This window comes from Cyanobacterium sp. HL-69 (assembly GCA_002813895.1).
GTDB lineage: Bacteria > Cyanobacteriota > Cyanobacteriia > Cyanobacteriales > Cyanobacteriaceae > Cyanobacterium.
Genome location: CP024912.1, coordinates 1,881,096 through 1,905,616, shown reverse-complemented (window position 1 = coordinate 1,905,616; position 24,521 = coordinate 1,881,096). Strand labels below are relative to the sequence as shown.

Here is a 24,521-nt window from a genome sequence, read left to right as displayed (position 1 = left end):
CCAAATTTAACGAAAATCTATTAATGGTCAGGTGTTTAGAGAAATGATAACCGAGAAGCTAAAGAGATAACTCCAAAACCGAGTAAAATGGCACCGCTAAGGGGATTTATCCACTGGGTAATTATTCGTAAACTAAGTAATTTTTTGAGGGTACCTGTAAATGTTCCTGCCAAGATGAGGGGAGATACATAACCAATGGCATAACTCAACAGAAAAATAGTCCCTAATAAAATGTTTTGAGTGTTGGCAATGTAAGCCAGAAGGGTGATTAGAACAGGGGTACTACAGGGAGATGCCACTAAACCGAAGGTTACTCCTAGAAGATATGAGCGTAAACTATCAGGAAAGTTGTCTTTTATCCAGTCGGTGTTACCCCAATTAGGGAGTTTTAGAGGGATAATCTCTAATAGGTTTAAACCCATTATAATGGCGATCGCACTTACCAAGATAGGTAAACCAATACCAATTTGTCCATAAATCTTGCCAAAAACTGCCGCCCCCACTCCCAAAACCGCCAGAGTAGTAGCCAAACCAAAAGCAAAATAAATCGACTGAAAAAAACTAGACCATCTACCCCGAGACTCATAACCCCCAATATAAGCCACAGTTAAAGGCAACATCGATAACATACAAGGAGTAAGACTGGTTAACAACCCCGTCAACAAAATAATACCTACACTAAAAACCGTCAGATGACTTAGTTGCGAATTAACCAACTCATTGGCAAACTGTTGTAAATAATATAGTTTTTCCGAAATTAACTCAAAATTCATAAAGTTAATAAAAATGTGTGGGGTGGGCAATGCCCACCTTCGTTAATTGATAATAAGAAAATAATTCAGCAAAGCCTAATTATTTCTGAGTCATGCCAAATTGACGGTCATAAACTTCATCTTCCTTACCTGCAATAATCTTTAAATCAGAGCGAGGATAAGCCACACAAAGCAAAGCATAACCCTCTGCCTGTAACTCAGGAGAAACCCCCATCCCCTCTCCTTGTTCAACCTCTCCACTAATAATTTTAGCCGCACAGGTGGTACAAACTCCCGCGTTACAAGAATTAGGTAAAGGTATATTTTCCCTTTCTGCCACCGTTAAAATAACTTCATCTTCCGCTACTTTAAAAGTATAAGTTTCACCTTCATTGGTGACTTCTACATTATAAATATTACTCATAAAAACTTATTATTAAAATAATTAACAAATAACTATTGTAACCCGATTACCCCTTCTAAATCAGCACCAGAAAAATTCGCTCCAGTGGTATTTGCACCCGTCAAAATAGCATCTTCCAAATCTGCTTGAGTGAAATTAGCATTTTGCAAATTAGCATTATTTAAAATAGCATTATCCAAATCAGCTACTGTCAAATTAGCACCGCTCAAATTTGCCCCCGTCAAGTTAGCATCTTCTAAATCAGCACCTGTTAAATCTACATCCGTTAAATCGGCTTCAGTCAAAATTGCCTCATCTAAATCCGCCCGAATTAAAATAGCATTGCGCAGGGTAGCCTCACTCAAATCCGCTTCTTCTAATTTTGCTCCTGTTAAATTAGCATTTTCTAAATTAACGTTACGAAGATCAAGTTTTTCTAAATCTACTCCCTCAAGGTTACAGCCGACACATTCTCTAGTGCTTAACAATTGGGAAAGTGCATTTTCATCCCGACTAACATTCAGTTGCTCACGGGATTCTGGGGAAAGCTGACTATTTTCTGTCAATGGTTGCTCCATGGAATCAGGCTCAGATGATTGTCCTATATTAATAGTAGGGCTACAACCCAAGAAAGTGCCTGACATAATCAACAGAAAAATATTACGAAAAATTCCTTTGGGGTGTTTGAGGGTTGATGATATTTTGTATCGCATATGATTTATTAAAATATGGCAAATTTTTCCTATCTAACCTAACTTTTATTAATGATTTTTGACAAATTATTGCTAAAGTGGGTTCATGAAATGCCGCTGTGCGATCATGAAATGGCAGGGTACGCCTGATCGCTCTTTAAATTATGAAAAAAATATGATAATTTTGATGTTAAGATAATTTACTGGATCAAGATTATCTAAAATAATGTCAGTAGAACTAGAACAAGAAGTAAAAGAGATAGAAGCCCTCGCCGAGAAAAAAAATATTCAAAAGTGGAGTTTTTGGAAAGTTTTTAGCTCTACTTTTTTAACTATTTTATTTGCTGAAATGGGGGATAAAACCCAGTTAGCTACTCTTTTATTATCTGCCCAATCCTCATCCCCTTGGATTGTTTTTGTTGGTGCTGCATTAGCACTAATCGCCACGAGTTTAGTAGGAGTTTTATTAGGTTACTGGCTATCGAAAAGACTAACACCAAAAATTCTCGATTTATCCCTTTCTCTATTACTGTTATTGGTAGCAGGATCATTAATTATGGATGTTATTAATTATTAACTGACGTTACGCACTCATTTACAAGTTAAGTTTTATCTGTAAATTTTAACAAGGGGCTTAAGCCCCTTGCCCAACTCCTAGCCCCCTACCCAGTACGTGTACAAACACAATATGAACATCCAACGTTTTTACCATCTTAAACTAATTATATTTTTGCCTAACATCAGTTATTAATCTCTTTTTCCTTGTTCATCACAGCTTGGCGAAACCCCAAGACAACTAAAATATTAGATAAGGTAAGGAAAAACTCTGCCCCCCCATGTAACCAATCAACATTTGCTAATGAGGTATCGTAGTGAATTTTGGCGTAAAGCCCTGCAGGAATGGTAATGAAAACAAATATTAATAACACATAAAATCCTCTCAAAGCTAATTTGGGGGCTTTTCCAGATTTAGTCAAAAACCACAAAAAACCGAGATAGGGAAACAAAGAGATAGCAAATAAATTTTCGATACTCATAAATAAATATAATTAAGATGTGGTGAAAAAATCCTGTGCTAAAAGCCGATAGTAAAAAGAATTAATCCGAACTGAATTAAAGTCTAATTGTCCATTGTCCATCGTCCATTGTCAATTATCTAATAGGTTTATGGCAGAAAAACTAGAAAAATTAATCAAACAACTACGCCCAGGGCAAGATATTCTAGGGCGCTGGCAAAAAGGAGAAATGGCGGTTTCTGCGGTGCCGGGTGCTGGAAAATCTCATAGTTTAGCAGTAGCTGCGGCAGCTACCATTGCAAGGGAAAAACTTAATCTGCGTCGTCAATTAATTATTGTTACCTATACTCGCTCTGCCACAGCTAGTATTAAACAAAAAGTGGAACAAAATCTGCATTATCTAGGGTTGCCTCCCGTGGGTTTTTCGGTACAAACTATCCACAGTTTAGCTCTAAATATTGCTAGTCGTTACCCTGAGTTATCAGGACTCAATTTAAATCATAGTAATCTAGTTTCTTTTAATCGTAACCATCGTTTAATCAAAAATACTGTTAATCAATGGATTCAGGAAAATCCTAGTCTTTATCAAACTTTGGTGGAGGGAAGACAGGGTTTTGATGGGGAGGAGTCGGAAAGGATGCGCCGAGAAGGGATTATCCGTGGTGAATTATTACCCAAATTTGCTACCAATATTATAGGAGAAGCAAAAAGTTCTGGTAAAAGTCCTCATAGTCTTGCCCATTATATTGATTATACCCGTGATGAATACCAAATAATGGCGATCGCCTCTGGACTTTATCAAATATATCAAAAGTTGATGATTGAAAATAACTTCATCGACTATGATGATATGATACTAGGGGCGCTGAAAGTTTTACAAAATGACGATGCCAGAAAAGTATGGCAACAGCAAACTCATGCCATCTTTGAAGACGAAGCCCAAGATTCTAGCCCCCTGCAAGTAGAATTATTAGAAATTCTTGCCAAAGATGACCAAAACCCCCACCTAGAGCCTAACTTGGTTAGAGTAGGAGATCCAAATCAAGCGATTAACTCCACCTTCACATCCGCTGACCCTGTGTATTTTAACTGGTTTTGTGACCTTTGTTCCCAAAAAAATAGTCTTGCCACCATTGCCCAAGCAGGAAGGAGCACCCAAATTATTATTGATGGGGCAAATCAAACTCTTGACTTTATCAACCAAAAATCCATAGATAAAACTCTTAAATTTCAAGAAAAAAACCCGAATTATACTCACTCCATAGAGCTACCATTTCGAGAACAATATATTCAACCCGTAACAAAGAAAATAAATCAAACAAATGTTAATCCAGCACCTTTTGGGAAGGGATTAGAATTACATAAATTTGATAATATTTATCAAACAGTAAAAGCCATAGGAAAACAAATTGAAGATATTTTGAGTAATGAAGAAAGCCGAAAAAATCATAACTTAGCCATTTTAGTTAGGGAAAAAAGCCAAGGAATATTTATACAATCTCACCTTGAATACCTAGAAGAAAATCATGGTATAAAGGTAATTTTTATTGATGGTAAAAATAACATTTCAGAATTGCCTCAAGAAGTTTTACAACTACTACAATTTATTGATCGTCCCCACTCTCCAGAATATTTTAAAAACGTCCTTGAAATACTACAAAAAAGACAATTAATCAATATATCAACATCATCAATTAACATTGACTACCCAGAACGATTTTTGTATCCCACCGAACTAGAAAAACAAGATAATCAAAACTTAGAAAATACAAGAAAAATTATTCTAAATCTACTCACCGCAAAAATAGAATTAGTCCATTATCAGCTAATTACCTATCTTGCCATGATCCTTAACTACAATCAAGGAGAATTAGCTACAACCCATAAACTTAGCGAAAAAATTGATAAAGAAACAGTGGGACGCAGTTCCTTGAAAACTATTATTAGTAGCCTTCAGGAATTAATAAATTCTGAAAAATTCGAGGCAGTAGAAACTTTTACGGATGAAGATAATTCTGAAAATATTTATACAAAATGTGGGCAAGTGACTATTATGACTATGCACAAATCCAAGGGATTAGACTGGGATTATGTATTTTTACCATTCATAAATGACAATATTATTCCAGGTAGTTCTTATGTGCCAAAAAATATTCAATTTTTAGGAAATTTTGATTTATCAGAAGTAGCAAAAGGTCAATTAAGATATTTAATTCATCAGGAAAAATTGAGTAATAAAATAACTAAATATTTATCCATTGATGAAGCATGGATAGAAGCACAAAAACAGAAAGAATATGAAGAATATCGGCTTTTATATGTTGCCATGACAAGGGCGAAAAGATTACTTTGGATGTCAGCGGAGAAAAAAGCTCCCTTCTCTTGGTCTTTTTTCCAAGATAATAATGATATAGCCAGTTTAAGTGATTCTAATCCTTGTCCTGTTTTTAATCTTTTATATCAAGTGTAATTAGATACTAATTGACACTATGGCTACAGTGAGGAAATAGATGATTCCTAATAGAGATTTTACACTTTCTGACCATAATTAGAACAATTTTGGCTAGTATTACAAGAGTGTATTAATACAGTTGCTTTTCCGTATCTATAACCCAAAAGATTCTAGCCATTGTCTAAAAAAAGTCTATTCACTATCGCTAATTGAATTAGCTAGTTTTCGAGTTTTGACCAAGTCAAGTTATTTTTGAGATAACCGCTTAACCTCTTGCCCCCCTAACAAAGCCTCTGCCTCCGCCAAAAAATGGGGAATATCCTCACCATGGGGGCTTTTTTGTAAACAAGAAGTTAAATCTAAATCCTGTAACTTATCTGCTTTTTGCCCAGGAAACCAATGCCCCCCATTTCCCAAAAGGTTATAACGCATTTTGCCGTACTCCACCATATCATAAGCAAGAGCGAGATTACGTAACCATAAAATTGTAGATATATTAATATTCCCTGGGGTTTCCTTATAACTAGGCAAACCTCGGCGCCATGTCTTTAACCATTTTTCTCCTAAAACTTTTTTCGCCTCATTTTCTAATCTTTCAATGATGGAAGGTAACAACTCCCCTGCTTTTTCTAATAAAGGTAAAGTCCTCAAATGCTCATCAAAATCTTCTGGTTTTGCCGCCCCTAAACTGAGGGTATGCACTTGGGAGTGGGAAAGACAAAATAAATTATTAAATACTATGGGGCTAAGGGGCTGACATAATTCTATTAATTTGGGCGAGGGTTGATATAGTAAACCTCCTTTATTGGAAGGGCTGATAATAAATACGCCCATATCGAGTTTATTAGCTTCTACGATGGCTGGCCAATTTTCTTGATTAATCCAATACCAGTGTAAATTTACATAGTCAAACTCATTAGTTTTGATAGTATCAATAATTACGGAGGTGTCTCCGTGGGTAGAAAATCCCACATATTTAACTTTTCCTTCTGCCTGTAGTTTTCGCACCTCATCAAGGCAACCTCCTTTTTTGATACTCATTTCTAGCAATTCGGGGGTATTAATTCCATGGATACCTAATAAATCGACATAGTCTAGTTGGAGATATGCCAAGGATTTATCAAAATTTTCCCGAAACTTACGGCTATCGCTATGGGGAGAAACTTTGGTTTGAATTATTAACTCTTCTCTAGGAAATTGGGGTAAAATACGCCCTAACTGCATTTCTGATGAGCCATAACCCCTTGCCGTTTCGATATGATTTATCCCAAGGGCTATACTGCGTTTAATAACCGCTTCTAAGTTATCTTGATTGTCTTGGGGTATGTCTTTGAAAGGTACATCTTGCCACTTGTATTGGTAGCGCATTCCTCCACAGGAGAATACGGGCATTTGTAATTCTGTTCTACCAAATCTACGGTACAGCATAAAGAAAAGTTCGGTTGATGGATAGTCTTCTTAACATAACTTTACCATATTTCTCAGAACCCATGGACTTTTGAGAAAGCATTTAGTTATTGGGCTATTTTAAGTTACTCAACTGAATGATGGCTTTTTGTAGGGCATTTAAAGGATTTTCTCCTCGTTTTAAACCTAATTCTAAATCAAGGAGGATGGGAAGGGATGATTGCAGTTTGTGGGCAGAAATATTATTAACTTCTTTTCTGAGAAAATAAATCCTTTTCGGGTTGCTAACATCGGCTTGGGTGGCGATTTTTTTTTCGTCTTTTTCCCCTGATTCGATGACCGTTTTTACCATTGCCCAAGTGCGAAATTGTCCTACTAGGGTAGCAACTATTCTGAGGGCTGGTTCGTTTAAATTAATCAATTCTTGGGTTAGTTGGAGGGCTTTGCCTGTGTCTTGTTTCAGAATTGCTTGGGCTAGTTGGAGGCTGTTTTGGTTACTGACGTTGACAAGGGCAAAAACAGTTTCTTGGCTGATGGGTTGGGGGTTATCTCCTTGATAGAGGGCTAGTTTGTCTAATTCTTGCCACAATAGGCGAGTGTCGTTACCTACACAGGTGGCTAGGGTTTTGATGGCGGAGGGGCTTAGTTTGATATTTTTTTCTTGGGCTGTTTCTTCTACTCTTTTGATGAGAATATCGGTTTGCCAGATGGGGATAAGGGAAAATTCTTTTATCTGAGTATATTTATTGATTAGTTTGGTGCTTTTGATGCGGGCATCGGGTTTTTTGCGACTGGTGAGGAGTAGATGACTGTTTTCTGGAATTTGTGGCAGGGTATTTTTTAGTAATGAAAGTAATTCATCGCCACAGGTTTGGCATATGGTTGTATTATTTAGCCATACAAGGCGATCGCCATTACCGAAGGGTGGAGTCATCACTTCCATCAAGGCTTGTCTGATATTGTCTTCTTTGTCACCGTTTATTTGTTCATAGTTAAACTGTACCCAGTTTGGATCTATTTTATCTTCTTTTATAAGGGCGATCGCCCGATTCAAGGCAAAATCATCTTCGCCCCAATAATAATAAATTGGCATGGAAAAGTTAAGGTTAGGAGAAATCGAGAATATAAATAACTAATAGACTATCCCACACGACAAATGATGTGGTATGGACTTGTCAAAAACTAACGTAGTAGTAGATTTTAAAAATCTTTTACTATTATGTCTTACAAATTTAGTGACAGACTTTATGTCCTGTTTTAGAGGGGAGAAAGTGTCTCTGGAAATGGTTTCCAGAGATTGTAAGTAAACCGAGTCAATCTTATTCATTATCCTTAATTTCGGATATTAATTGCCGCATTTGCATCTCCGGCATCAACGAGATAAGACTTAGTTTTGGTGAACTGTCTTCCTAAATAACGTGGGCACAAAGTCTTAACGGTTCTTATTTTTTATGATCTCGCATTAGTTTCACAAACTGCTCAAAAAGATAGTCAGCATCGTGGGGGCCTGGACTTGCTTCGGGGTGGTATTGTACCGAGAAGAAAGGTAAAGTTTTATGTTTTAAACCTGCTACGGTGCGATCGTTTAAATTGAGGTGAGTAATTTCTATATCAGCGCCCAAAGATTCCTCGGTAACGGCAAATCCATGGTTTTGGCTAGTGATTTCTACTTTCTGACTCAATCCTGCAGGTTGATTTAAACCACGATGACCAAATTTTAATTTGAAGGTTTCTGCCCCCAAAGAAAGTCCAAGGATTTGATGCCCCATACAGATACCAAAGGTAGGTTTTTGAGCTTCGAGTAAAGTCTTAGCAGTGGCAATACCTTCGGCAACGGCAGATGGATCTCCTGGACCATTGGACAAGAAGATACCATCGGGATTATATTTTAAAATATCTTCTGGGCTTGTGTTGGCAGGAACGACGATCACCTTACAACCATAACTAGCTAGACGACGCAGAATATTACGTTTTACGCCAAAATCCACCGCCACAACGGTGAATACTTCCCCATCACTTAAATTAGTACGGTGACTAAATTCCCATTCCTTATCTGTGGCTTCCGTCCATTCATAAACTTCTTTGGTGGAAATTTCTTTAACGAGGTTTAAACCAGCCATAGAAGGGACGGTTTGCAGTTCCATCAATAGTTCATCAGGCTCCAGGATTTCTGTGGAGATAGCCCCATTCATGGCACCAGAGGAGCGTAAACGACGGGTTAAGTCACGGGTATCAATGCCGTAGATGCCGATTACCTTATGGCGAGTTAGATAGTCCTGCAAAGACTCCGTAGAGCGCCAATTACTAGGACGTTTACTGATGTTACGGGCGATCGCACCTTTGACATGGGGTTTATAGGATTCTTCATCCTCTGGATTAACTCCCGTATTACCCAACTCAGGATAGGTAAAACTAACAATTTGTCCAGAGTAACTAGGATCTGTTAATACTTCCTGATAACCAGTCATGCCCGTATTAAACACCACTTCCCCAAAGGTTGTTCCCTTTGCTCCAAAAGAATAGCCCGTGTAGGATGTGCCGTCAGCTAAAACTAAAATCGCTTTTGTGGTTTGTAAGATAGACATAAGGAAAGACTTATTTTTGAATATATTTTTTCTCCCCAAAGGGAGACAACTAATTATGACCCAAGAAATATAATATAGTCATGGATAAAATATTGAAATTATTTAGGTCATTGATGAAAAAGTTATCTCAAATTGATCACTATTAACAGCAAAAATCAGCTATTCTTGACAAACTAGCCATTGATAGGTCAAATTATTAAAGGCAGTGAATTAGAGTAAGTTTTAGAAAATACCTAGGGTTGGCATTATGAGTCCCAGAAAACTATCTGAAGGCGATCGCACAGAGATATTAGATTTATATCGTAGCACAGATGCAACATCATCCACCCTTGCAGATCGCTATGGGGTAAGTAATTCTACTGTTAGCCGTTTCCTAAAAATGAGTCTTTCTCAAGAAGAATATGACTCCCTAATTCAACAAAAGCGCCTTGCCCGTAGCAACTCCAAAAAGAAAAAAACTCAATCTGAATCTGAGCCATCAGAAAAACCAACCCCCAAAAAATCTAAACCCTCTATCACAGAAGAATTAGAACAAACAGAAGAAAATAAACCCCCAGAAATTTCTATCCCCGTAGCCGAAAATCCTCCCACCGAAACAGTAGAAGAATCAGAAGACATCGAGGAAAATTTACATCAGGAAACCCCTACCCCTGTGGTAAAAAATTCAGCCACCGAAATCATCGAAGAATCAGAAGACACCGAGGAAAATTTACCTCAAGAAGCCCCTACCCCTGTGGCAGAAAATCCCCCTGCCGAAAAAGTCGAAAGACCAATTTTAAAAAGTAAAAAAGTCATTAATATTACTCCCCCAGAACCTGAAAACGAAGACATTGACGACGACGAGGAAAATCAGAAAAACTTAGAATCTGTTAACACCGTCAAAGAAATGTTTGGGGAAGAAATAGTTGAAGATGAAGACGATGACGAAGATGATGATGATGATTTTGATGACGAAGATGATAATAAAGAAATACAAATCGACATTCAAGAATTGGTTGTAAGACCTCTTTCCCAAGCTAAATTTAATCGTAACTGTTATTTAGCCATCGATCGCACCGCTGAACTAATGACACGTCCTCTCAAAGATTTTGCCGAACTTGGAAACATCCCCCAAGAGGAAAGTAATCAAAAAACCCTACCGATTTTTGAAAATCATCGAGTAGCCAAAAGATTTTGCGATCGTCGTGGCAAAGTAATCAAACTGCCCGATACCAGAATCATCGAAAAAACAGCATCCTGTCTCAAATCCAAAGGTATCACCAGAGTATTAATGAACGGAAAAGTATTTAACCTTAATGGAGATACCTAACAAATATCCATAAAATCATAAACAATATGACCCTTTACAGGATCATTATTAATAACCACATAACCCTTTTCCGCCATTATCTGTAAACCCCTTTCCACCTGCTCAAAAGTTAAACCCGTATCAACCACCGCCCTAGTCACCGACAACCTACCATTATGATTACTAGCCGTCTGCGCTAACTTAACCATAATCTCCTCATTAGATAGAGGTTTATTCTTGTCCTGCAATGGTTTTTGTAAATTAACCTCCATCACGGGAGGATGCACCGAAGGAGTATAAATTTGATTAGGTGCGTGAAATCCCCCTGCCAAATATTTTTCTTCAGGACTCATCCCTAATCTTCTTTGCATTTTCCAATTATGCTCCTCCACCATATCAGACATCAAAAAGAGATCTAATATTTGTCCGATGCCAAAAACCCCAAAAGTACATAGCCAAAATAGTCCACTGACGTACTTTTTATTATAAATACGATGTATTCCAGCAAAACCAGCTAACCAAAATAACCAAAATAGATAACTGGTGGGAACATTATTCATCAATCTGCCTCCGAAAAAAATACCGCAATAAAATATTTCTACCCTTCCATTGTGACTTGTCTTTTTCTTTTTTGTGCCGTCATGCAACAAAAAGCAATCCCAAAACCATGCACTGCAGTTAATTTAACTAAAATTTTGACCCAATTTTTTCGATAAAAAAAGCCCCCCACCCAAAAGGAAGAGGGACAGTTACCAACAAGAATTAAGAATAAAAAGACTTACCCTTGACTCATACCCATAATTTCATAACCAGCATCCACATAGATAACTTGCCCAGTAATACCACTGGATAAATCACTACAAAGGAAAGCGGCCGCATTACCTACCTCCGTTTGGGTAACAGTGCGCTTAAGGGGGGCAGTGGCTTCTACATGGTGAATCATATCGAGGATACCTCCTACCGCAGAAGATGCAAGGGTACGAATAGGCCCAGCGGAAATAGCATTAACTCTCACATTTTGGGAACCTAATTCGGCAGCTAAATAACGCACACTCATTTCTAGGGCAGACTTGGCAATACCCATCACATTATAATTAGGGATTACTTTCACACCACCAAGATAGGTTAGGGTGACAATACTTGCCCCATCAGTTAATAATGGCTTGGCGGCTTGGGCCAGACTGGTTAGGGAGTAAGCACTAATATCAAGGGCAGTTTTAAAACCATCTCTGGAGGTGTTGCTAAAATCACCCGTTAAGTCATCTTTTTGGGCGAAGGCTAAACAGTGAATGAGAATGTCAATTTTGCCCCATTTCTCTTTGATTGCGTTAAAAGTTTCTTCAATTTGAGCGTCATCTTGGACGTTACAAGGTAGGAAAACACTGGGATTAAGGGGTTCTACTAATTCTCCTACTTTTTTTTGAAAACGTCCTTTTTCATCAGGTAAGTAGGTAACGCCGATGTTTGCCCCTGCTTTGTGTAATTGTTGAGCAATACCCCATGCAATGGAGCGATTGTTGGCAATACCTGTAATGAGGGCGTTTTTTCCTGTTAGATCTAACATAATTAATAAATTTTATTGGTTGAAATAAAAGACAATGGTCTGTTAAAGCGATTAAACGATAAAATGGTTATCTAGTTTACACTTAAGCTATTTTCTTATAGAAAGCGTCATTCGCACGATCAATTATTAAATATTAACTACTGTCTATGCAACCAATACCTACTCAAGAGCAACCCCTCGCCTCGGTATTTCGTCAAATAGGAGGGGGAATGTACACCCCTGTGATGGAAAAGTTTGAACGGGGTAAGACTATTTTTTTTCCTGGAGATCCTGCGGAAAGGGTCTATTTTTTAGTGAAGGGGGCGGTGAAATTATCTCGTCTCTATGAGGCTGGAGAGGAGATTACTGTGGCTCTTTTGAGGGAAAATAGTGTTTTTGGGGTTTTATCTTTGATTACGGGGCAAAAGAGCGATCGCTTTTATCATGCTGTAGCTTTTACTCCTGTGGAATTATTATCCGCTCCCATTGAGCATTTCCAACGTTCTTTAAAGGAAAATCCTGAGTTATCTCGTCTGATGTTACAGGGTTTATCTTCCCGTATTTTGCAAACGGAAATGATGATCGAAACCCTTGCCCACCGTGATATGGCTTCTCGTTTGGTCAGTTTTCTTTTGATTCTCTGTCGTGATTTTGGTATTCCTAGCCTAAATGGTATTACTATTGATTTAAAACTGTCCCATCAGGCGATCGCAGAGGCGATCGGTTCAACCCGTGTAACCGTTACCCGACTATTAGGGGAACTCCGCCAAGATGGCATGATTTCCATTACCAAGAAGAAAATCACCGTCCATAATCCCGTTGCCCTCAGCCAACAATTCGCCTAAAGGAATGTTACAAAAAACGACTTAAATCAAACTCTTGGGTAGAATTGGTATTGTGTCTTTCTTTATTCAAAAGTAACAAAAGTCTTTCCTGATAATCGATCGCCCCGGTTAACTGTTCTTGTAAATAAGATAAACCACCATTGGCATATTGTTCAAAAATATTTATCTTATCCTCATGCCCCCCATGCTCCGAAAATACATCTAAATTACCCATGGTGGTGATTGCCAAAACATTAATTAATAAATCATAACCACGGGACATAAAAACATCGTAACTAATAGGGGAAGGCTCTTGGGCTATATGTTCAAGGGGTGAACGATAATCATATTTTTTACCCACCGCCGCCGCAAATGCCACAATATCCGCATAGGTTTCAAATATCCCCTCTGGGTTATCACTATTGAAAATTAGACTCTGCACGAAAGATGCTTTATTTTGGTCAATCCTAATCCTACTAGCCATATTTTTATTAATTAAGAGTGGATAATTAATAATTAAACTTTAATTTATTTGTAGCAAAGATTTTAAATAATATGATTTCCGTGTTAATTTTAGCAGGGGGTAAAAGTTCTCGCATGGGCTTCGATAAGGCTTTAATTAAAATTGATAGACAATATTTATTGACCAAAACTTACCAAATCGCTACAGAATTAAGTAATCAAGTATTTATAATTACTTCCTCAGAACATCCATATCAGTCTATCTTGCCTAATACTACTCAATTTATCATTGAACCTTACCCCTACCAAGGGCCTTTTGTGGCTTTTTGCCATGGATTATCTTTTATCAAAACTGAATGGGTTTTACTATTACCCTGTGATTTAATTTACCTCCATAGTCAAGAAATAAAATCATGGTTAAAACGATTATCCTCCCTGTCACCCGAAACTATTGCCCTGTTACCATCCCATGAAAAAGGGTGGGAGTGTTTATGTGGTTTTTACCGCCGTGGTTGTCTTCTATCCTTACAAAAATCAATTAATCAGGGAAATAAGTCATTTCAGAGATGGTTAAAACAAGAAAAAGTAAGCCCCCTTATGGTTAAAGATAAGAGGGTTTTATATAATTGCAACACTCCCGATGATTTAGCGAAATGGGCCGAGGACTCTTCTTTCGGTAATGGTTTGGGTTGACTGATTTTCCCCAAAGGTGCGGGTAATTTCTAGTTCAATTTGAATGGAACTGTCGGCCTGTAGGTGACGAGGATCAATATCTAATTCACCAATATTAACAATAAATCGGTTGTTCTGATAATTAACAAATTGTGCTGGTATTTCTCCTTCGTAGCGCAGGGTATAATCGCTTCTTTGTCTCGGGTTTATATTGCGAGAAGATGAAGATGTACTGTACCTAATTTTAAAGCTGGTGTTCATGATGTCGGAAATTTGGGCTTGGTCAACTATTTCCATTTGTACTCCTAATCCCAATCCTGAAATACCTTCACTTGCTAGTCTGGTGCTTTCACTAGCTCGGATGGCATTGAAAACAAATACTTCTGTGACTTGATTTTTTGGTACTATATTGGTTTGTAACCAGATGTCATCAGGAAAATTTATATTTACAGTACGATCATCTTGTAAATTTAAGGTTACAGTGCGATCGCCAAAATCCTCAAAAGGTTGGGGGGCATTCCAAATCATTACCACGGAATTTTCTACCCTCTCCACCAATTCCAAATATTGATCAGCAATTATAGAACCAGAAGCAAATAAATTTCCTGCCCCTGTACGATTTTCCCAAATATTTTTTGATAAACTAAAACCTCTATCCTTCAATTCTGCCATGGTTACAGAGGCACTTAGACGATCAGGAGGTAAAGGGGTACTACTATTAATCAAGGTCAAACTACCCTGATTTCCAGTCCTTCCAGCCCTCCCAGAGCGACCATTTTGCCCCGTATTACCATTGGTACAACGAAATTCTTGAGTTCCACAGCTATAACTAGGAGTCCCTGGAGTACCTGTACAACTTTCCACCGTCCAAAATGATTGACTACACTGGCAACCATCCCCCCCACGGCCACCGTCTCCGCCGTCTCCCCCTTGCCCAGAGGACGCATTTACCGAAATCTGTCTCAAATCTTCTCGATTGGTAGCATAAATAGTAAGATTTCCACCGTTACCGCCATCGCCCCCATTACCGCCATCTCCACCATCGCCTCCCCTAGCACCCTGTAGGTTTTGACTGGGGTTATTAGGTTGGCTTTCGCATAATGCCCTAGTGCCATTGGTGCCACTTTGCCCTGTGGTGCCGTTTTGTCCTGCTAAATTAAGGTTTAGGGGTGAGCCGTCAGCAAAAATAGTAATGCTCTCGCTATTTCTGCCGTTTGAGCCATCTGCCCCTGTTACGCCGTTATTGCCACGGTTACCGAAATTACTAGCCTGATTTGCGATCGCCCTTAAACCACAGAAACTATCTTTAACCATAGGAGAGACAATTTCAGGCAAAAACAAAAAAGCGACAGTGAGAGAAGTTTTAGTTAACCAACCCATGATGAATAATTGATAATTAGTGAATATGAAAAAATTGACAGGAATAGAAAAGCTAAATCAAAATATGAAAAAAATATATTTCCTTGGGTGTTTATGAGATTAAATCATACTCCAATAAACTTACATCCATTCTTAATTTACTGTTCCTAGCCTTACTTTTCAATTTTTTATTTTTAATTATCCATCGAATAACTTGCTATATTAAGTAATGTTAAGTAGTAAATCATCAACTAAAAAATATTTTATGGATACTTTAACAGCTATCAGGGAAAGAAGATCGATCAAAAAATATGATCCTAATCATAAAATGACTGACTCTGAAATCAATACCCTAATGGAACAGGCTTTGCTTTCTCCTACCTCCTTTAATATGCAAAATTGGCGTTTTGTAGTTGTTAAAGATCAAGAAATTAAGGACAAATTAAAAGCTGTTTCTTTCAATCAAGCTCAAGTTAGTGATGCTTCCATTGTGGTTGTCATTTGCGGAGATTTAAAGGCTTCTGAAAAAGATCCTCAGAGATATTGGCGTAATACCCCTGAGGCTGTACAAAACCAGATTGTGCCTATGATTGGTGGTTTTTATAATGATAAACCTCAGTTGCAAAGGGATGAGGTGATGCGTTCTTCTGGAATGGCTGGACAAAATATCATGTTAGCAGCGAAGGCAATGGGTTATGATACCTGTCCTATGATTGGTTTTGACCCTACGAAGGTAGCAGAAATTATTAACCTACCCGAAGATTATATTCTTTCTTTTATGATTGTGGTTGGAAAGGCTACTCAAGGGGCAAATCCTCGCGCCGGACAGTTAGATTTCTCTGAAGTGGTTAGTTTTGATAGTTTCTAATTGATTTATCTGTGAGAGACTTATCCGCAAGAGGTTTGAATGATTTCCTACTCCACACTGCCATATTTTGCGATCGCACTCAGGGAAGGATTAACCGAATTTTGTAACCATGCCCACATTTGATCGCCTTGGGAAAAGTGCCACCACTCCCCAGGATGACGAAGAAAACCGCCCTCCTCCATAGCTTGTAAAAGTATTTGTCGATGGTGGTGATACTCTTGTTCGAGGGAGTTTGAACTATCTTGATAATAGTTAGGGTGCGATCGCCCCGACAACTCATCAATTTCCCCTCCCATATCAACCTCTTGCCCCTGTTCATCCAATAAAGTTAAATCTACCGCAGCCCCCGTACTATGGGGAGGAGGAGTGAGAGGATTATGGCTAGGAATCGCCCAAATTTTATATACTTCCTCATAAACCTCTTTTTCTTGGGCAGAATTTAACTGATGTTGGTTTAAACCCTTCATCTCGCAAACCTGTTCAAAAGTGTAATCCACCATAAACTGCTGTACTGATATGGGGCGATAAGCATCAAAAATTTTTAATCGCCATTGGGGCTTAAGCTGTTGTAATTTTTCTTGGGCAACAATTAAACCATCAACAACAGTTTGGCGCAAATAATAGGGAGACTTACCCCCATAATCAGCCCCCAGTTTTTGGTAGGGAGGAGGACTTTCCATCAGAAATAAATCTTCAGGAATTGCAATTAATGCCTCTCCACACTCTTGAATCGGTATTTTTTGATAAGGTTTTTCCATGGCTTAATAATAAATTAGTTATAAAAGATAGGGAGATGAGAAAATCAAACTTAATTATTTATTAATTGCCTATTCCCCATTCCCTGTTCCCTATTCCCCACCTTCACGACTACGCTTTTTCCACAACCTTTAATTATCTCAACTGTGCAGTTTTAAGATTAAGATCTAAAGTGCGATCGCCCCTAACCACAGAAAAACGGATATTTTTATCAACCCCAGTTTTTTCTACCAAATTTTGAAGCTCCGCCGCATCACCAATGGGGCTATTATTAACTTTTACCACCACATCTCCCCGACGAATTCCTGCTTCCGATGCAGGAGTATTAGACAATACCTGCACTACCAAAATCCCCTCTACTTCAGGAATCATAAAAGCAGAATTAGGATTATCATTATTTTCTCGAGCCAAATCAGGGGTAACATTGACCATCTGAATACCCACGTAGGGATGGGGTACTTCTCCCCCCATGGCAAGGGTAGTTTGAATTTCCTTAGCTTTGTTGATGGGGATGGCAAAACCGATTCCCATGGCATCAGCACGGATGGCGGTATTAATGCCGATTACTTCCCCTTGAGCATTTAACAAAGGGCCTCCTGAGTTACCAGGATTAATGGCTGCATCGGTTTGTAAAAAGTCGATTCTTTTATCAGAAATACCCACCTCCGAAGAAGAGCGATGAAGGGTGCTAATAATGCCCAGAGTTACCGTATTGTCTAAGCCTACGGGGTTGCCAACGGCGATCGCCCAGTCCCCCACCTTTACGGCTCCAGAATCCCCCAACACCGCAGCGGGTAAAAGTTCTCCCTGAGAATCCACCTTTAACACAGCCAAATCAGTAATTTGATCCGTCCCTGTCACCTCCCCAGAAAACTTGCGTCCATCCTTAAGAGTAATAGTCACCTTATCCGCATCACTGACCACATGGGCATTAGTCAAAATAATACCTGAACTATCCACGATAAATCCTGAACCTTGCCCTGCCACCTTTCTTTCTTGGGGCATTCTTCCTGACAAACCATTACCAAAAAACGGGCTTAACATGGGATCATCCATAAAAGGAGCAAAACCAAAACCACCACTAACCACCTTTTCCGTGTCGATGCGTACCACCGCATCCCCTGTTTTTTCTACCGCCTGAGCCACAAAGCTATCAGCGCTGATGTCTGTGGGCAAAGCCATAGAAGGATAAACAAACAATCCCCAACTTACTATCAAGGATAAAGCTAGGGTAGAAATTAATTTTTTGAGTAAAGAAACAATAGCCATAAAATTAGAAAATATGTAAAGATTTGATACTTTTCTTATCAATCTAGGTGTAGAAATAAGATAATAGTCTCGCTGTTTATGATTCCTATTGTATAGCTAGAAATAGTTTTCCTAGGGAAAGTTATTTGTAGTGTTTTCCCGAAATCTGTTTTTTAAGTCTATTTTTTGGGATAATTTAGCAGATCCCTTGGAAATCGCACTTAGGTTTTGTGACACAGCACCCACAGGGTAAACTTAACCCGAGGGAAAGTATGAAATAATTAGTCTTAATGATGTTGACGAGCCAGTCAGGATCAAGATTAAAATAAAATATAACTCTTTAATAGTTAAAAATTAAAATATTTGTTGGGAGAAAAAAATGTTACTCGATGCCGTAACTAGCTTAATAAAAAACTATGATGTCTCAGGGCGTTATCTTGATAGAGATGCCATTGATTCTTTAAAATCTTACTTTCAATCTGGCACTGCTAGAATTCAAATCGCTAATGTTATTAATGCCAACTCCCCTGAGTTAGTCTTAAATGCGGGAAAACAACTATTTGAAGAAGTACCCGAACTTATTCGCGCTGGGGGCAATGCTTACACCACCCGCCGTTATTCGGCTTGTTTACGGGATATGGACTACTACTTACGTTATGTTAGTTATGCCCTCATTGCAGGGGATACCAGTGTATTAGATGAGCGTGTATTGCAAGGGTTAAGAGAAACCTATAATTCCCTTGGAGTACCCATTGGCCCTACGGTCAGAGGTATTCAAATCATGAAAGAAATGATCAAAGACATGGCTTTTGCTTCTGGTATTGAAGATACTTCTTTGATTGATGCACCTTTTGATCATCTTAGCCGAGAGTTAAGTGAAGTCTCTATCTAATTAGGTGTTAGGTATTAGGTGTTAGGTTTTTCGATGTTTGCTAATGATTGTATCGCCTCCAAAGATTGTGTTAGATTAAAGGTTAAGATCAAAAGCAATCGAAGATGAGCAAAGTATTTTCCAGAATCGCTATCTCTACAGGGTTTTTAGTCGCTGGTATTTCTTTCGGCTTATGGGGAGGCAGACAATTTAACTACTCTTCTCAGGATTATATTAATCCTTCTGTTTCTTCGGAAAATTATTCGATTCCCCTCAGTGATTCTCCAGATAGGGAGCAGGATATAGAGAATCATCGTAATTTTAATTTTATTGCCGCAGCGGTAGAAAAGGTTGGTCCTGCGGTGGTGAGAATTAATGCGTCTCGACAGGTGAGTCAAAATCCATCTCTCGAAGACTTTTTTGGCTCTATGCCAAGTTCTCCGAGGGAGGACAGTGGCACTGGTTCGGGTTTTATTATCCAAGAGGATGGTTTAATTATTACCAATGCCCATGTAATTGAAAATTCTGATGTGGTAACGGTTTCTTTGCGGGATGGTCGATTTTTTGAGGGGGAAGTGTTAGGCATTGACACCATGACGGATGTGGCGGTGATAAAAATTAATGCTTCTGATTTGCCTGTGGTAAAGTTGGGTAGAAGTCAAGATTTAATTACGGGGGAATGGGCGATCGCCATTGGCAACCCCCTAGGACTAGATAACACTGTCACAGCAGGTATTATAAGCGCTACAGGGCGATCGAGCAACGAAGTAGGAGTACCAGATAAAAGAGTTCGTTTCATCCAAACCGATGCCGCCATCAACCCAGGCAACTCAGGGGGACCACTATTAAACATAGAGGGAGAAGTTATTGGTATCAACACAGCCATCAAAGCCAATGCCCAAGGATTAGGTTTTGCCATCCCCATTGAAACGGCTTCTCGCATTTCTCAACAATTAGCCACCAAAGGAAAAGCAGAACATCCTTACTTGGGGATTCAGATGGTGACACTTAACCCCTACACCTTCAATAATTATGATTTTTCCATTCCTGACATTTATCAAGATAAACAAGGGGTATTAATTTTAAGGGTAATGCCTAACTCCCCCGCGCAACAGGCTGGATTTAAAACAGGAGATTTAATTATCCAAATTCGAGAGCAACCAATCGTCAAAACTACCGATGTTCAAGAACAGGTAGAACAAACTAACATTGGAGAAACCCTTCCTATCACTGTTAACAGAGAAAATGAGACTTTGATAGTACAAGTTATTCCCACAGAATTTCCTCGGTAACTATTAATCATTACTCACCAGAGTTTACATTGAAACCTTCAAATCAGAAAGATTTTAACCGACAATTGAGCCCCTATTTGACTAACTTACTTTTGTGTCGAATATTAACCATATTGCCCCTTATGGCTTTAAAATTTACTCTTTACCCACGGGGATCATTTTTATTATTTTTTTGACTCTAAAATAAATAGTTATACTTCCCATGAAATATATTCTAATGTCTCGGGCTATTGATTACTTAAGTATTTTTTAATTTTTTGATGGCTAGAGGATCTTATCCATTTTGAAGGTGATTTAACTCTTATTACTTTATTTTGGATAAGCTAGAAATAATATTGATCAGTTTGTTTTCTAATTTTGTCTATCAGTATTATCCATTAATGTCAATTTTCTTAATAAAAATTATGATTTTGTAGTTTACAACACTAAAATCTAAAAAAAATCTAAAAAGAATCTTATTTTAATAGTCAAAAACGAGTTTTATTAGCTACATTAGGATTTAGACATTTATCCACTGCCCATTACATGAATTTAGTATTAACCATAACAAAACAAGTAAAAAAAAGATGATTTATTAAATTATGTCCCTAGGCAGGATAAAAAGTGCGTTAAAAAGAGGAGTAACAACATGAACCAATTTACCAGTCCCCTCACCAAGGAAAATGATAAAATCAAAGCCGAAATTGATGGAGAATTAGACGAGGTGATTGCTCAATATTCTGAAGAGACAGAGCAAAACGGAAAAAAGGTAAGGAGTAATCGCAGTAAATCAGAAGACTCCGTCGGGGCATTTTTTAAAGAAATGGCTCGTTACCCTTTGTTAACGGCAACCGAAGAAGTAGAACTGGCCCAGGCTGTCAAGTTTTTAACAGAGTGTGAAGAAAAACAACAAAAATTACATCATCAATTACAAAAAACCCCCAGCAAAATGGAATTAGCCCGTGCCATGGGCTTAGAAACAGAGCGTCAATTGGACAATCGTCTTTATAAGGGAAGGGTTGCCAAACGTAAAATGATTCGTTCTAATTTGCGTTTGGTGGTATCTATTGCCAAACGTTATCTAAACAGGGGTGTGCCTTTTTTAGATCTGATTCAGGAAGGGGCTATTGGTTTAAATCGGGCGGCGGAAAAATTTGACCCAGACAAGGGTTATAAGTTTTCTACTTATGCTTATTGGTGGATTCGTCAAGCAATTACTAGAACGATTGCTAATGATTCTCGTACTATTAGACTACCAATTCACATTGTTGAGAAGTTAAATAAACTTAAAAAGGCTCAACGGGAATTAAAACAAAGTTTGCAACGGAATCCGACGGAGATTGAGTTGGCGGAGGAAATGGGTATCAATGAACAGGGGTTGCATCAGTTATTGCAGTTGAAACGTCAATCTTTGTCTCTTAATCATCGTGTGGGTAAGGGGGAGGATACCGAGTTACTCGAATTATTGGAAGATACCAATTTATTGTTGCCTGAGGAGAAGATGAATGAGGCGATGATGAATCAGGAAATAGTTTCTGTGTTGGATGATGTATTGAGTGGCCGGGAAAAAGAAGTTATAATTCTTCGTTATGGTTTGTCTCATTCTAAGCCTCATACCTTAGAGGAGGTGGGACAAATGTTTGATTTATCAAGGGAAAGGGTACGTCAAATTCAAACTAAAGCAATGCGTAAGTTAAGAAGACCACAGGTTGCGAGAAGATTAAAGGGGTGGTTAACCTAATTTTTTTTAAGAATATTTGATGATAAAATCAGGGGTCTATGTTATTTAGATTTCCCTGATTTTTTTTTATAAATATTTTTTCTGTTAACAAATTAAAACACAGGTTTGATTTCAGATTCTATATAATTTAGTACAATTGAAGTGTTATCAGCTAAGTGCGATCGATTCCTCGTCCATTGCCATAAAATATTATGACTCAAAGCCCTGTTTCTTCTTCTGGAAAAAAATTAGAAAAGTTAAGTACCGCCCTCGTAAGTCCAGATTATTTTAGCCCTTTCGGAAATAAGTTAATTCAATCTGGATATATTGACAAAGACCAACTTAAAAATGCTTTGGTAGAGGTGAGGAATAGTAAACAGCCTCTGGTGAAAGTGCTTGAGAGTATGACTCATAAGGCGTTGTCCCCTGATTTGGTTAGACAATACAAAAAACACCATCTTTTTGAGTTAAAAATACTTTATGGGGTTGATTCTGTTGATCCTGATGCGGATGAAATTTCTTCGGATCAGATGACGGAGTTGATTGACTCGGTGATTAATATCAAGGTATGTCGTCGTCATAAGCTGTTACCTGTGCGCCGTATTAATACCGAAGATCCCCCAGTGTTGGTGATTGCCATGGTAGATCCTGACAACTTGGCAGCTTTGGATGAGGTACGCAAGTTAATTCGTCTTAAGGGATTGGATTTACAGAGGATTGTGATTACGGAAGAGGATTACGATCGCCTCATACAAATATACTATAAGGAAGAAAGCGAAAAACGACAAAAGGAAGAGGCTCTACAGGCAAAAAAAGCCCAGGACAAATTAGCCAGTGTTGATGATGTCATTGATGATTTAAACTATGACAGTTTAGAGGAAGGAAAGGACGAGAGCAATGATGCTGATTTAAGTTCTAATGACGCTAATCAAGCTCCTATCATCAAGCTAGTTAATAAGGTGATGATTAAAGCTCTACAGGAGAGCGTTTCTGACATTCACATCGAGCCTCAAGAGGAGCTTCTGCGAGTAAGAATGCGTAAGGATGGGGTATTGCAAGAGTTTTTCCGTTTGCCCCGTCACATCACCACAGCGGTGGTAGCAAGGTTCAAGATTATGGCAGAGTTAGACATTGCAGAGCGTCGTTTGCCCCAAGATGGAAAGATCCGTAGGGTATATCAAGGGCGTAATGTGGATTTCAGGGTAAATACTCTTCCTAGCCGTTATGGGGAAAAGGTCTGTTTACGGATCTTGGATAACTCGGCAACTCAGTTGGGGTTAGACTTCTTGATTAGTGACGAGGAAACCCTGTTGAGGGTTCGAGAAATTGCTAGTCGTCCTTTTGGCTTGATTTTGGTAACAGGGCCCACAGGTTCGGGTAAATCTACTACCCTTTATTCGGTATTGGCGGAAAGAAATAAGCCGGGGGTAAATATTAATACCGCAGAAGATCCCATCGAGTATGCGTTGCCCGGTATCACTCAGGTGCAAGTAATTCGGGAGAAGGGCATGAATTTTGCTTCTATTTTACGGGCGTTTATGCGTCAAGATCCTGACATTATTCTGGTGGGTGAGACGAGGGACGTGGAAACGGCTAAAACGGCTATTGAGGCGGCCTTGACAGGACACCTTGTTTTAACTACTTTACATACCAATGATGCGGCAGGGGCGATCGCCCGTCTCGATGAAATGGGAGTGGAACCTTTCATGATTTCTGGGGCCTTATTAGGAGTTCTGGCTCAAAGGTTGATGCGTCGGGTATGTACTCAATGTAGGGAAGAATATGCCCCTGACAAGGAAGAATTATCTCGTTTTGGTTTAACCGCCTCTGGGGAACAATCTGTAACCTTCTACAAAGCTAGAACTTTGACGGGAGACACTCTCCAAGAAGCGGTGAACAATGGTACTGTCTGTAGTAAATGTGGTGGTTCAGGATATAAAGGAAGGGTTGGGGTATATGAATTTATGGTCATCACCGAAACTCTACAAAAACTAATCAATAAAGGGGCTACCACGGATTTAATTAAAGAAACTGCGGTGGAAGAAGGTATGACTACCATTTTGGCCTACAGTCTTAATTTGGTAAGACAAGGACATACCACCCTAGAGGAAGTAGAAAGGGTTACATTTACTGATTCTGGGTTAGAGTCTGAGTTAAAATCTAAGCGGAAAAGTTCTCTTACTTGTCAAACTTGTGGAGCGGAATTGCAACAGGAGTGGATGGATTGTCCTTACTGCATGACTCCTCGTTTTAGTGATTAGGAATATTTAACAATGAATAATTGAGTTATTGATTATTTATTGTTAACTTTTGTTGAAAATTGGGTTATTTT

At 38.6% G+C, this 24,521-nt stretch carries 23 protein-coding genes; 10 read left to right on the top strand and 13 right to left on the bottom strand.

Annotation, left to right across the window (positions count from 1 at the left end; all coding sequences use genetic code 11):
• Nucleotides 1-35 precede the first annotated feature (35 nt).
• From AA637_RS08745 to AA637_RS08735, 3 genes are all read right to left on the bottom strand, one after another.
• Nucleotides 36-773 (bottom strand): cytochrome c biogenesis protein CcdA, encoded by a 738-nt coding sequence (locus AA637_RS08745; RefSeq protein WP_446682428.1) that lies wholly within the window; start codon nucleotides 771-773, stop codon nucleotides 36-38.
• Nucleotides 774-852: 79 nt separating this feature from the next.
• On the bottom strand, nucleotides 853-1,176 hold the full coding sequence (locus tag AA637_RS08740; RefSeq protein ID WP_069791455.1) for a 2Fe-2S iron-sulfur cluster-binding protein: 324 nt from the start codon (nucleotides 1,174-1,176) through the stop codon (nucleotides 853-855).
• Between the two features lie 32 nt (nucleotides 1,177-1,208).
• Complete coding sequence (locus AA637_RS08735; protein WP_446682427.1) at nucleotides 1,209-1,868, bottom strand: pentapeptide repeat-containing protein; 660 nt, start codon at nucleotides 1,866-1,868, stop codon at nucleotides 1,209-1,211.
• Nucleotides 1,869-2,073: 205 nt separating this feature from the next.
• Between AA637_RS08735 and AA637_RS08730 the strand changes: the two genes are divergently transcribed.
• The gene (locus AA637_RS08730; protein WP_446682426.1) at nucleotides 2,074-2,424 is read left to right on the top strand and encodes a TMEM165/GDT1 family protein; all 351 of its coding nucleotides are present in this window, start codon (nucleotides 2,074-2,076) and stop codon (nucleotides 2,422-2,424) included.
• A gap of 163 nt (nucleotides 2,425-2,587) precedes the next feature.
• On the opposite strand, the gene AA637_RS08725 is transcribed toward AA637_RS08730, so the two are convergent.
• Nucleotides 2,588-2,884 carry a DUF3593 domain-containing protein gene (locus tag AA637_RS08725; protein WP_069791458.1) on the bottom strand — a complete coding sequence of 99 codons (297 nt, stop codon included), beginning with the start codon at nucleotides 2,882-2,884 and terminating at the stop codon, nucleotides 2,588-2,590.
• A 130-nt stretch (nucleotides 2,885-3,014) separates the two neighbouring features.
• Between AA637_RS08725 and AA637_RS08720 the strand changes: the two genes are divergently transcribed.
• Nucleotides 3,015-5,333 (top strand): ATP-dependent helicase, encoded by a 2,319-nt coding sequence (locus tag AA637_RS08720; protein WP_446682425.1) that lies wholly within the window; start codon nucleotides 3,015-3,017, stop codon nucleotides 5,331-5,333.
• A gap of 228 nt (nucleotides 5,334-5,561) precedes the next feature.
• On the opposite strand, the gene AA637_RS08715 is transcribed toward AA637_RS08720, so the two are convergent.
• The 3 genes from AA637_RS08715 to carA all read right to left on the bottom strand — a co-directional run bounded on the left by AA637_RS08715 (nucleotide 5,562) and on the right by carA (nucleotide 9,307).
• Nucleotides 5,562-6,743: an aldo/keto reductase gene (locus tag AA637_RS08715; RefSeq protein WP_446682424.1), complete on the bottom strand. Its 1,182-nt coding sequence runs from the start codon at nucleotides 6,741-6,743 to the stop codon at nucleotides 5,562-5,564.
• A 94-nt stretch (nucleotides 6,744-6,837) separates the two neighbouring features.
• Entirely contained in the window at nucleotides 6,838-7,815 is a 978-nt protein-coding gene (holA, locus tag AA637_RS08710) for a DNA polymerase III subunit delta (protein WP_446682423.1), read from the bottom strand.
• A gap of 349 nt (nucleotides 7,816-8,164) precedes the next feature.
• Nucleotides 8,165-9,307, bottom strand: a complete 1,143-nt coding sequence (carA, locus tag AA637_RS08705; RefSeq protein ID WP_446682422.1) for a glutamine-hydrolyzing carbamoyl-phosphate synthase small subunit — start codon at nucleotides 9,305-9,307, stop codon at nucleotides 8,165-8,167.
• 247 nt (nucleotides 9,308-9,554) lie between these two features.
• Between carA and AA637_RS08700 the strand changes: the two genes are divergently transcribed.
• On the top strand, nucleotides 9,555-10,616 hold the full coding sequence (locus tag AA637_RS08700) for a hypothetical protein (RefSeq protein ID WP_446682421.1): 1,062 nt from the start codon (nucleotides 9,555-9,557) through the stop codon (nucleotides 10,614-10,616).
• On the opposite strand, the gene AA637_RS08695 is transcribed toward AA637_RS08700, so the two are convergent.
• Together AA637_RS08695 and fabI are read right to left on the bottom strand one after the other, a co-directional pair.
• Entirely contained in the window at nucleotides 10,613-11,155 is a 543-nt protein-coding gene (locus AA637_RS08695) for a TM2 domain-containing protein (protein ID WP_446682420.1), read from the bottom strand. The two genes, AA637_RS08700 and AA637_RS08695, sit on opposite strands and share 4 nt — an antisense overlap.
• Before the next feature lie 218 nt (nucleotides 11,156-11,373).
• Entirely contained in the window at nucleotides 11,374-12,159 is a 786-nt protein-coding gene (gene fabI / locus AA637_RS08690; RefSeq protein WP_069791466.1) for an enoyl-ACP reductase FabI, read from the bottom strand.
• Between the two features lie 146 nt (nucleotides 12,160-12,305).
• Here fabI and ntcA point away from each other — a divergent pair, with 146 nt between their 5' ends.
• Nucleotides 12,306-12,983 carry a global nitrogen regulator NtcA gene (gene ntcA, locus AA637_RS08685; protein WP_069791467.1) on the top strand — a complete coding sequence of 226 codons (678 nt, stop codon included), beginning with the start codon at nucleotides 12,306-12,308 and terminating at the stop codon, nucleotides 12,981-12,983.
• Nucleotides 12,984-12,990: 7 nt separating this feature from the next.
• Here the strand turns inward: ntcA and AA637_RS08680 are convergent, their stop codons facing one another.
• Entirely contained in the window at nucleotides 12,991-13,446 is a 456-nt protein-coding gene (locus AA637_RS08680; protein ID WP_446682419.1) for a DNA phosphorothioation-associated protein 4, read from the bottom strand.
• 71 nt (nucleotides 13,447-13,517) lie between these two features.
• Here AA637_RS08680 and AA637_RS08675 point away from each other — a divergent pair, with 71 nt between their 5' ends.
• Nucleotides 13,518-14,117, top strand: a complete 600-nt coding sequence (locus AA637_RS08675) for a molybdenum cofactor guanylyltransferase (RefSeq protein WP_446682418.1) — start codon at nucleotides 13,518-13,520, stop codon at nucleotides 14,115-14,117.
• On the opposite strand, the gene AA637_RS08670 is transcribed toward AA637_RS08675, so the two are convergent.
• Nucleotides 14,070-15,476, bottom strand: coding sequence for a collagen-like protein (locus AA637_RS08670; RefSeq protein ID WP_446682417.1), 1,407 nt, complete (start codon nucleotides 15,474-15,476; stop codon nucleotides 14,070-14,072). The two genes, AA637_RS08675 and AA637_RS08670, sit on opposite strands and share 48 nt — an antisense overlap.
• A 244-nt stretch (nucleotides 15,477-15,720) precedes the next feature.
• Between AA637_RS08670 and AA637_RS08665 the strand changes: the two genes are divergently transcribed.
• Nucleotides 15,721-16,323, top strand: coding sequence for a nitroreductase family protein (locus tag AA637_RS08665; RefSeq protein WP_446682416.1), 603 nt, complete (start codon nucleotides 15,721-15,723; stop codon nucleotides 16,321-16,323).
• Nucleotides 16,324-16,370: 47 nt separating this feature from the next.
• Here the strand turns inward: AA637_RS08665 and AA637_RS08660 are convergent, their stop codons facing one another.
• Both AA637_RS08660 and AA637_RS08655 read right to left on the bottom strand, forming a co-directional pair.
• On the bottom strand, nucleotides 16,371-17,081 hold the full coding sequence (locus AA637_RS08660; protein ID WP_446682415.1) for a M15 family metallopeptidase: 711 nt from the start codon (nucleotides 17,079-17,081) through the stop codon (nucleotides 16,371-16,373).
• 133 nt (nucleotides 17,082-17,214) lie between these two features.
• Entirely contained in the window at nucleotides 17,215-18,348 is a 1,134-nt protein-coding gene (locus tag AA637_RS08655; protein ID WP_446682414.1) for an HhoA/HhoB/HtrA family serine endopeptidase, read from the bottom strand.
• A 358-nt stretch (nucleotides 18,349-18,706) separates the two neighbouring features.
• Between AA637_RS08655 and apcB the strand changes: the two genes are divergently transcribed.
• The 4 genes from apcB to AA637_RS08635 all read left to right on the top strand — a co-directional run bounded on the left by apcB (nucleotide 18,707) and on the right by AA637_RS08635 (nucleotide 24,450).
• A complete protein-coding gene (gene apcB / locus AA637_RS08650; protein ID WP_446682413.1) occupies nucleotides 18,707-19,219 on the top strand; it encodes an allophycocyanin subunit beta in 513 nt (170 codons plus the stop codon).
• Nucleotides 19,220-19,323: 104 nt separating this feature from the next.
• Nucleotides 19,324-20,490, top strand: coding sequence for an HhoA/HhoB/HtrA family serine endopeptidase (locus tag AA637_RS08645; protein ID WP_069791475.1), 1,167 nt, complete (start codon nucleotides 19,324-19,326; stop codon nucleotides 20,488-20,490).
• Between the two features lie 628 nt (nucleotides 20,491-21,118).
• Entirely contained in the window at nucleotides 21,119-22,210 is a 1,092-nt protein-coding gene (locus AA637_RS08640) for an RNA polymerase sigma factor, RpoD/SigA family (RefSeq protein ID WP_069791476.1), read from the top strand.
• 191 nt (nucleotides 22,211-22,401) lie between these two features.
• The gene (locus tag AA637_RS08635; RefSeq protein WP_446682412.1) at nucleotides 22,402-24,450 is read left to right on the top strand and encodes a GspE/PulE family protein; all 2,049 of its coding nucleotides are present in this window, start codon (nucleotides 22,402-22,404) and stop codon (nucleotides 24,448-24,450) included.
• Nucleotides 24,451-24,521 lie beyond the last annotated feature (71 nt).

Coding starts and splice junctions, on each gene's coding strand:
- AA637_RS08740 (WP_069791455.1), bottom strand. CDS start 1,176: ATGAGTAATATTTATAATGTAGAAGTCACCAATGAAGGTGAAACTTAT.
- AA637_RS08635 (WP_446682412.1), top strand. CDS start 22,402: ATGACTCAAAGCCCTGTTTCTTCTTCTGGAAAAAAATTAGAAAAGTTA.
- AA637_RS08735 (WP_446682427.1), bottom strand. CDS start 1,868: ATGCGATACAAAATATCATCAACCCTCAAACACCCCAAAGGAATTTTT.
- AA637_RS08715 (WP_446682424.1), bottom strand. CDS start 6,743: ATGCTGTACCGTAGATTTGGTAGAACAGAATTACAAATGCCCGTATTC.
- apcB (WP_446682413.1), top strand. CDS start 18,707: ATGTTACTCGATGCCGTAACTAGCTTAATAAAAAACTATGATGTCTCA.
- AA637_RS08730 (WP_446682426.1), top strand. CDS start 2,074: ATGTCAGTAGAACTAGAACAAGAAGTAAAAGAGATAGAAGCCCTCGCC.
- AA637_RS08720 (WP_446682425.1), top strand. CDS start 3,015: ATGGCAGAAAAACTAGAAAAATTAATCAAACAACTACGCCCAGGGCAA.
- AA637_RS08695 (WP_446682420.1), bottom strand. CDS start 11,155: ATGAATAATGTTCCCACCAGTTATCTATTTTGGTTATTTTGGTTAGCT.
- AA637_RS08700 (WP_446682421.1), top strand. CDS start 9,555: ATGAGTCCCAGAAAACTATCTGAAGGCGATCGCACAGAGATATTAGAT.
- AA637_RS08675 (WP_446682418.1), top strand. CDS start 13,518: ATGATTTCCGTGTTAATTTTAGCAGGGGGTAAAAGTTCTCGCATGGGC.
- AA637_RS08645 (WP_069791475.1), top strand. CDS start 19,324: ATGAGCAAAGTATTTTCCAGAATCGCTATCTCTACAGGGTTTTTAGTC.
- AA637_RS08725 (WP_069791458.1), bottom strand. CDS start 2,884: ATGAGTATCGAAAATTTATTTGCTATCTCTTTGTTTCCCTATCTCGGT.
- AA637_RS08655 (WP_446682414.1), bottom strand. CDS start 18,348: ATGGCTATTGTTTCTTTACTCAAAAAATTAATTTCTACCCTAGCTTTA.
- AA637_RS08665 (WP_446682416.1), top strand. CDS start 15,721: ATGGATACTTTAACAGCTATCAGGGAAAGAAGATCGATCAAAAAATAT.
- fabI (WP_069791466.1), bottom strand. CDS start 12,159: ATGTTAGATCTAACAGGAAAAAACGCCCTCATTACAGGTATTGCCAAC.
- AA637_RS08680 (WP_446682419.1), bottom strand. CDS start 13,446: ATGGCTAGTAGGATTAGGATTGACCAAAATAAAGCATCTTTCGTGCAG.
- ntcA (WP_069791467.1), top strand. CDS start 12,306: ATGCAACCAATACCTACTCAAGAGCAACCCCTCGCCTCGGTATTTCGT.
- holA (WP_446682423.1), bottom strand. CDS start 7,815: ATGCCAATTTATTATTATTGGGGCGAAGATGATTTTGCCTTGAATCGG.
- AA637_RS08670 (WP_446682417.1), bottom strand. CDS start 15,476: ATGGGTTGGTTAACTAAAACTTCTCTCACTGTCGCTTTTTTGTTTTTG.
- carA (WP_446682422.1), bottom strand. CDS start 9,307: ATGTCTATCTTACAAACCACAAAAGCGATTTTAGTTTTAGCTGACGGC.
- AA637_RS08640 (WP_069791476.1), top strand. CDS start 21,119: ATGAACCAATTTACCAGTCCCCTCACCAAGGAAAATGATAAAATCAAA.
- AA637_RS08745 (WP_446682428.1), bottom strand. CDS start 773: ATGAATTTTGAGTTAATTTCGGAAAAACTATATTATTTACAACAGTTT.
- AA637_RS08660 (WP_446682415.1), bottom strand. CDS start 17,081: ATGGAAAAACCTTATCAAAAAATACCGATTCAAGAGTGTGGAGAGGCA.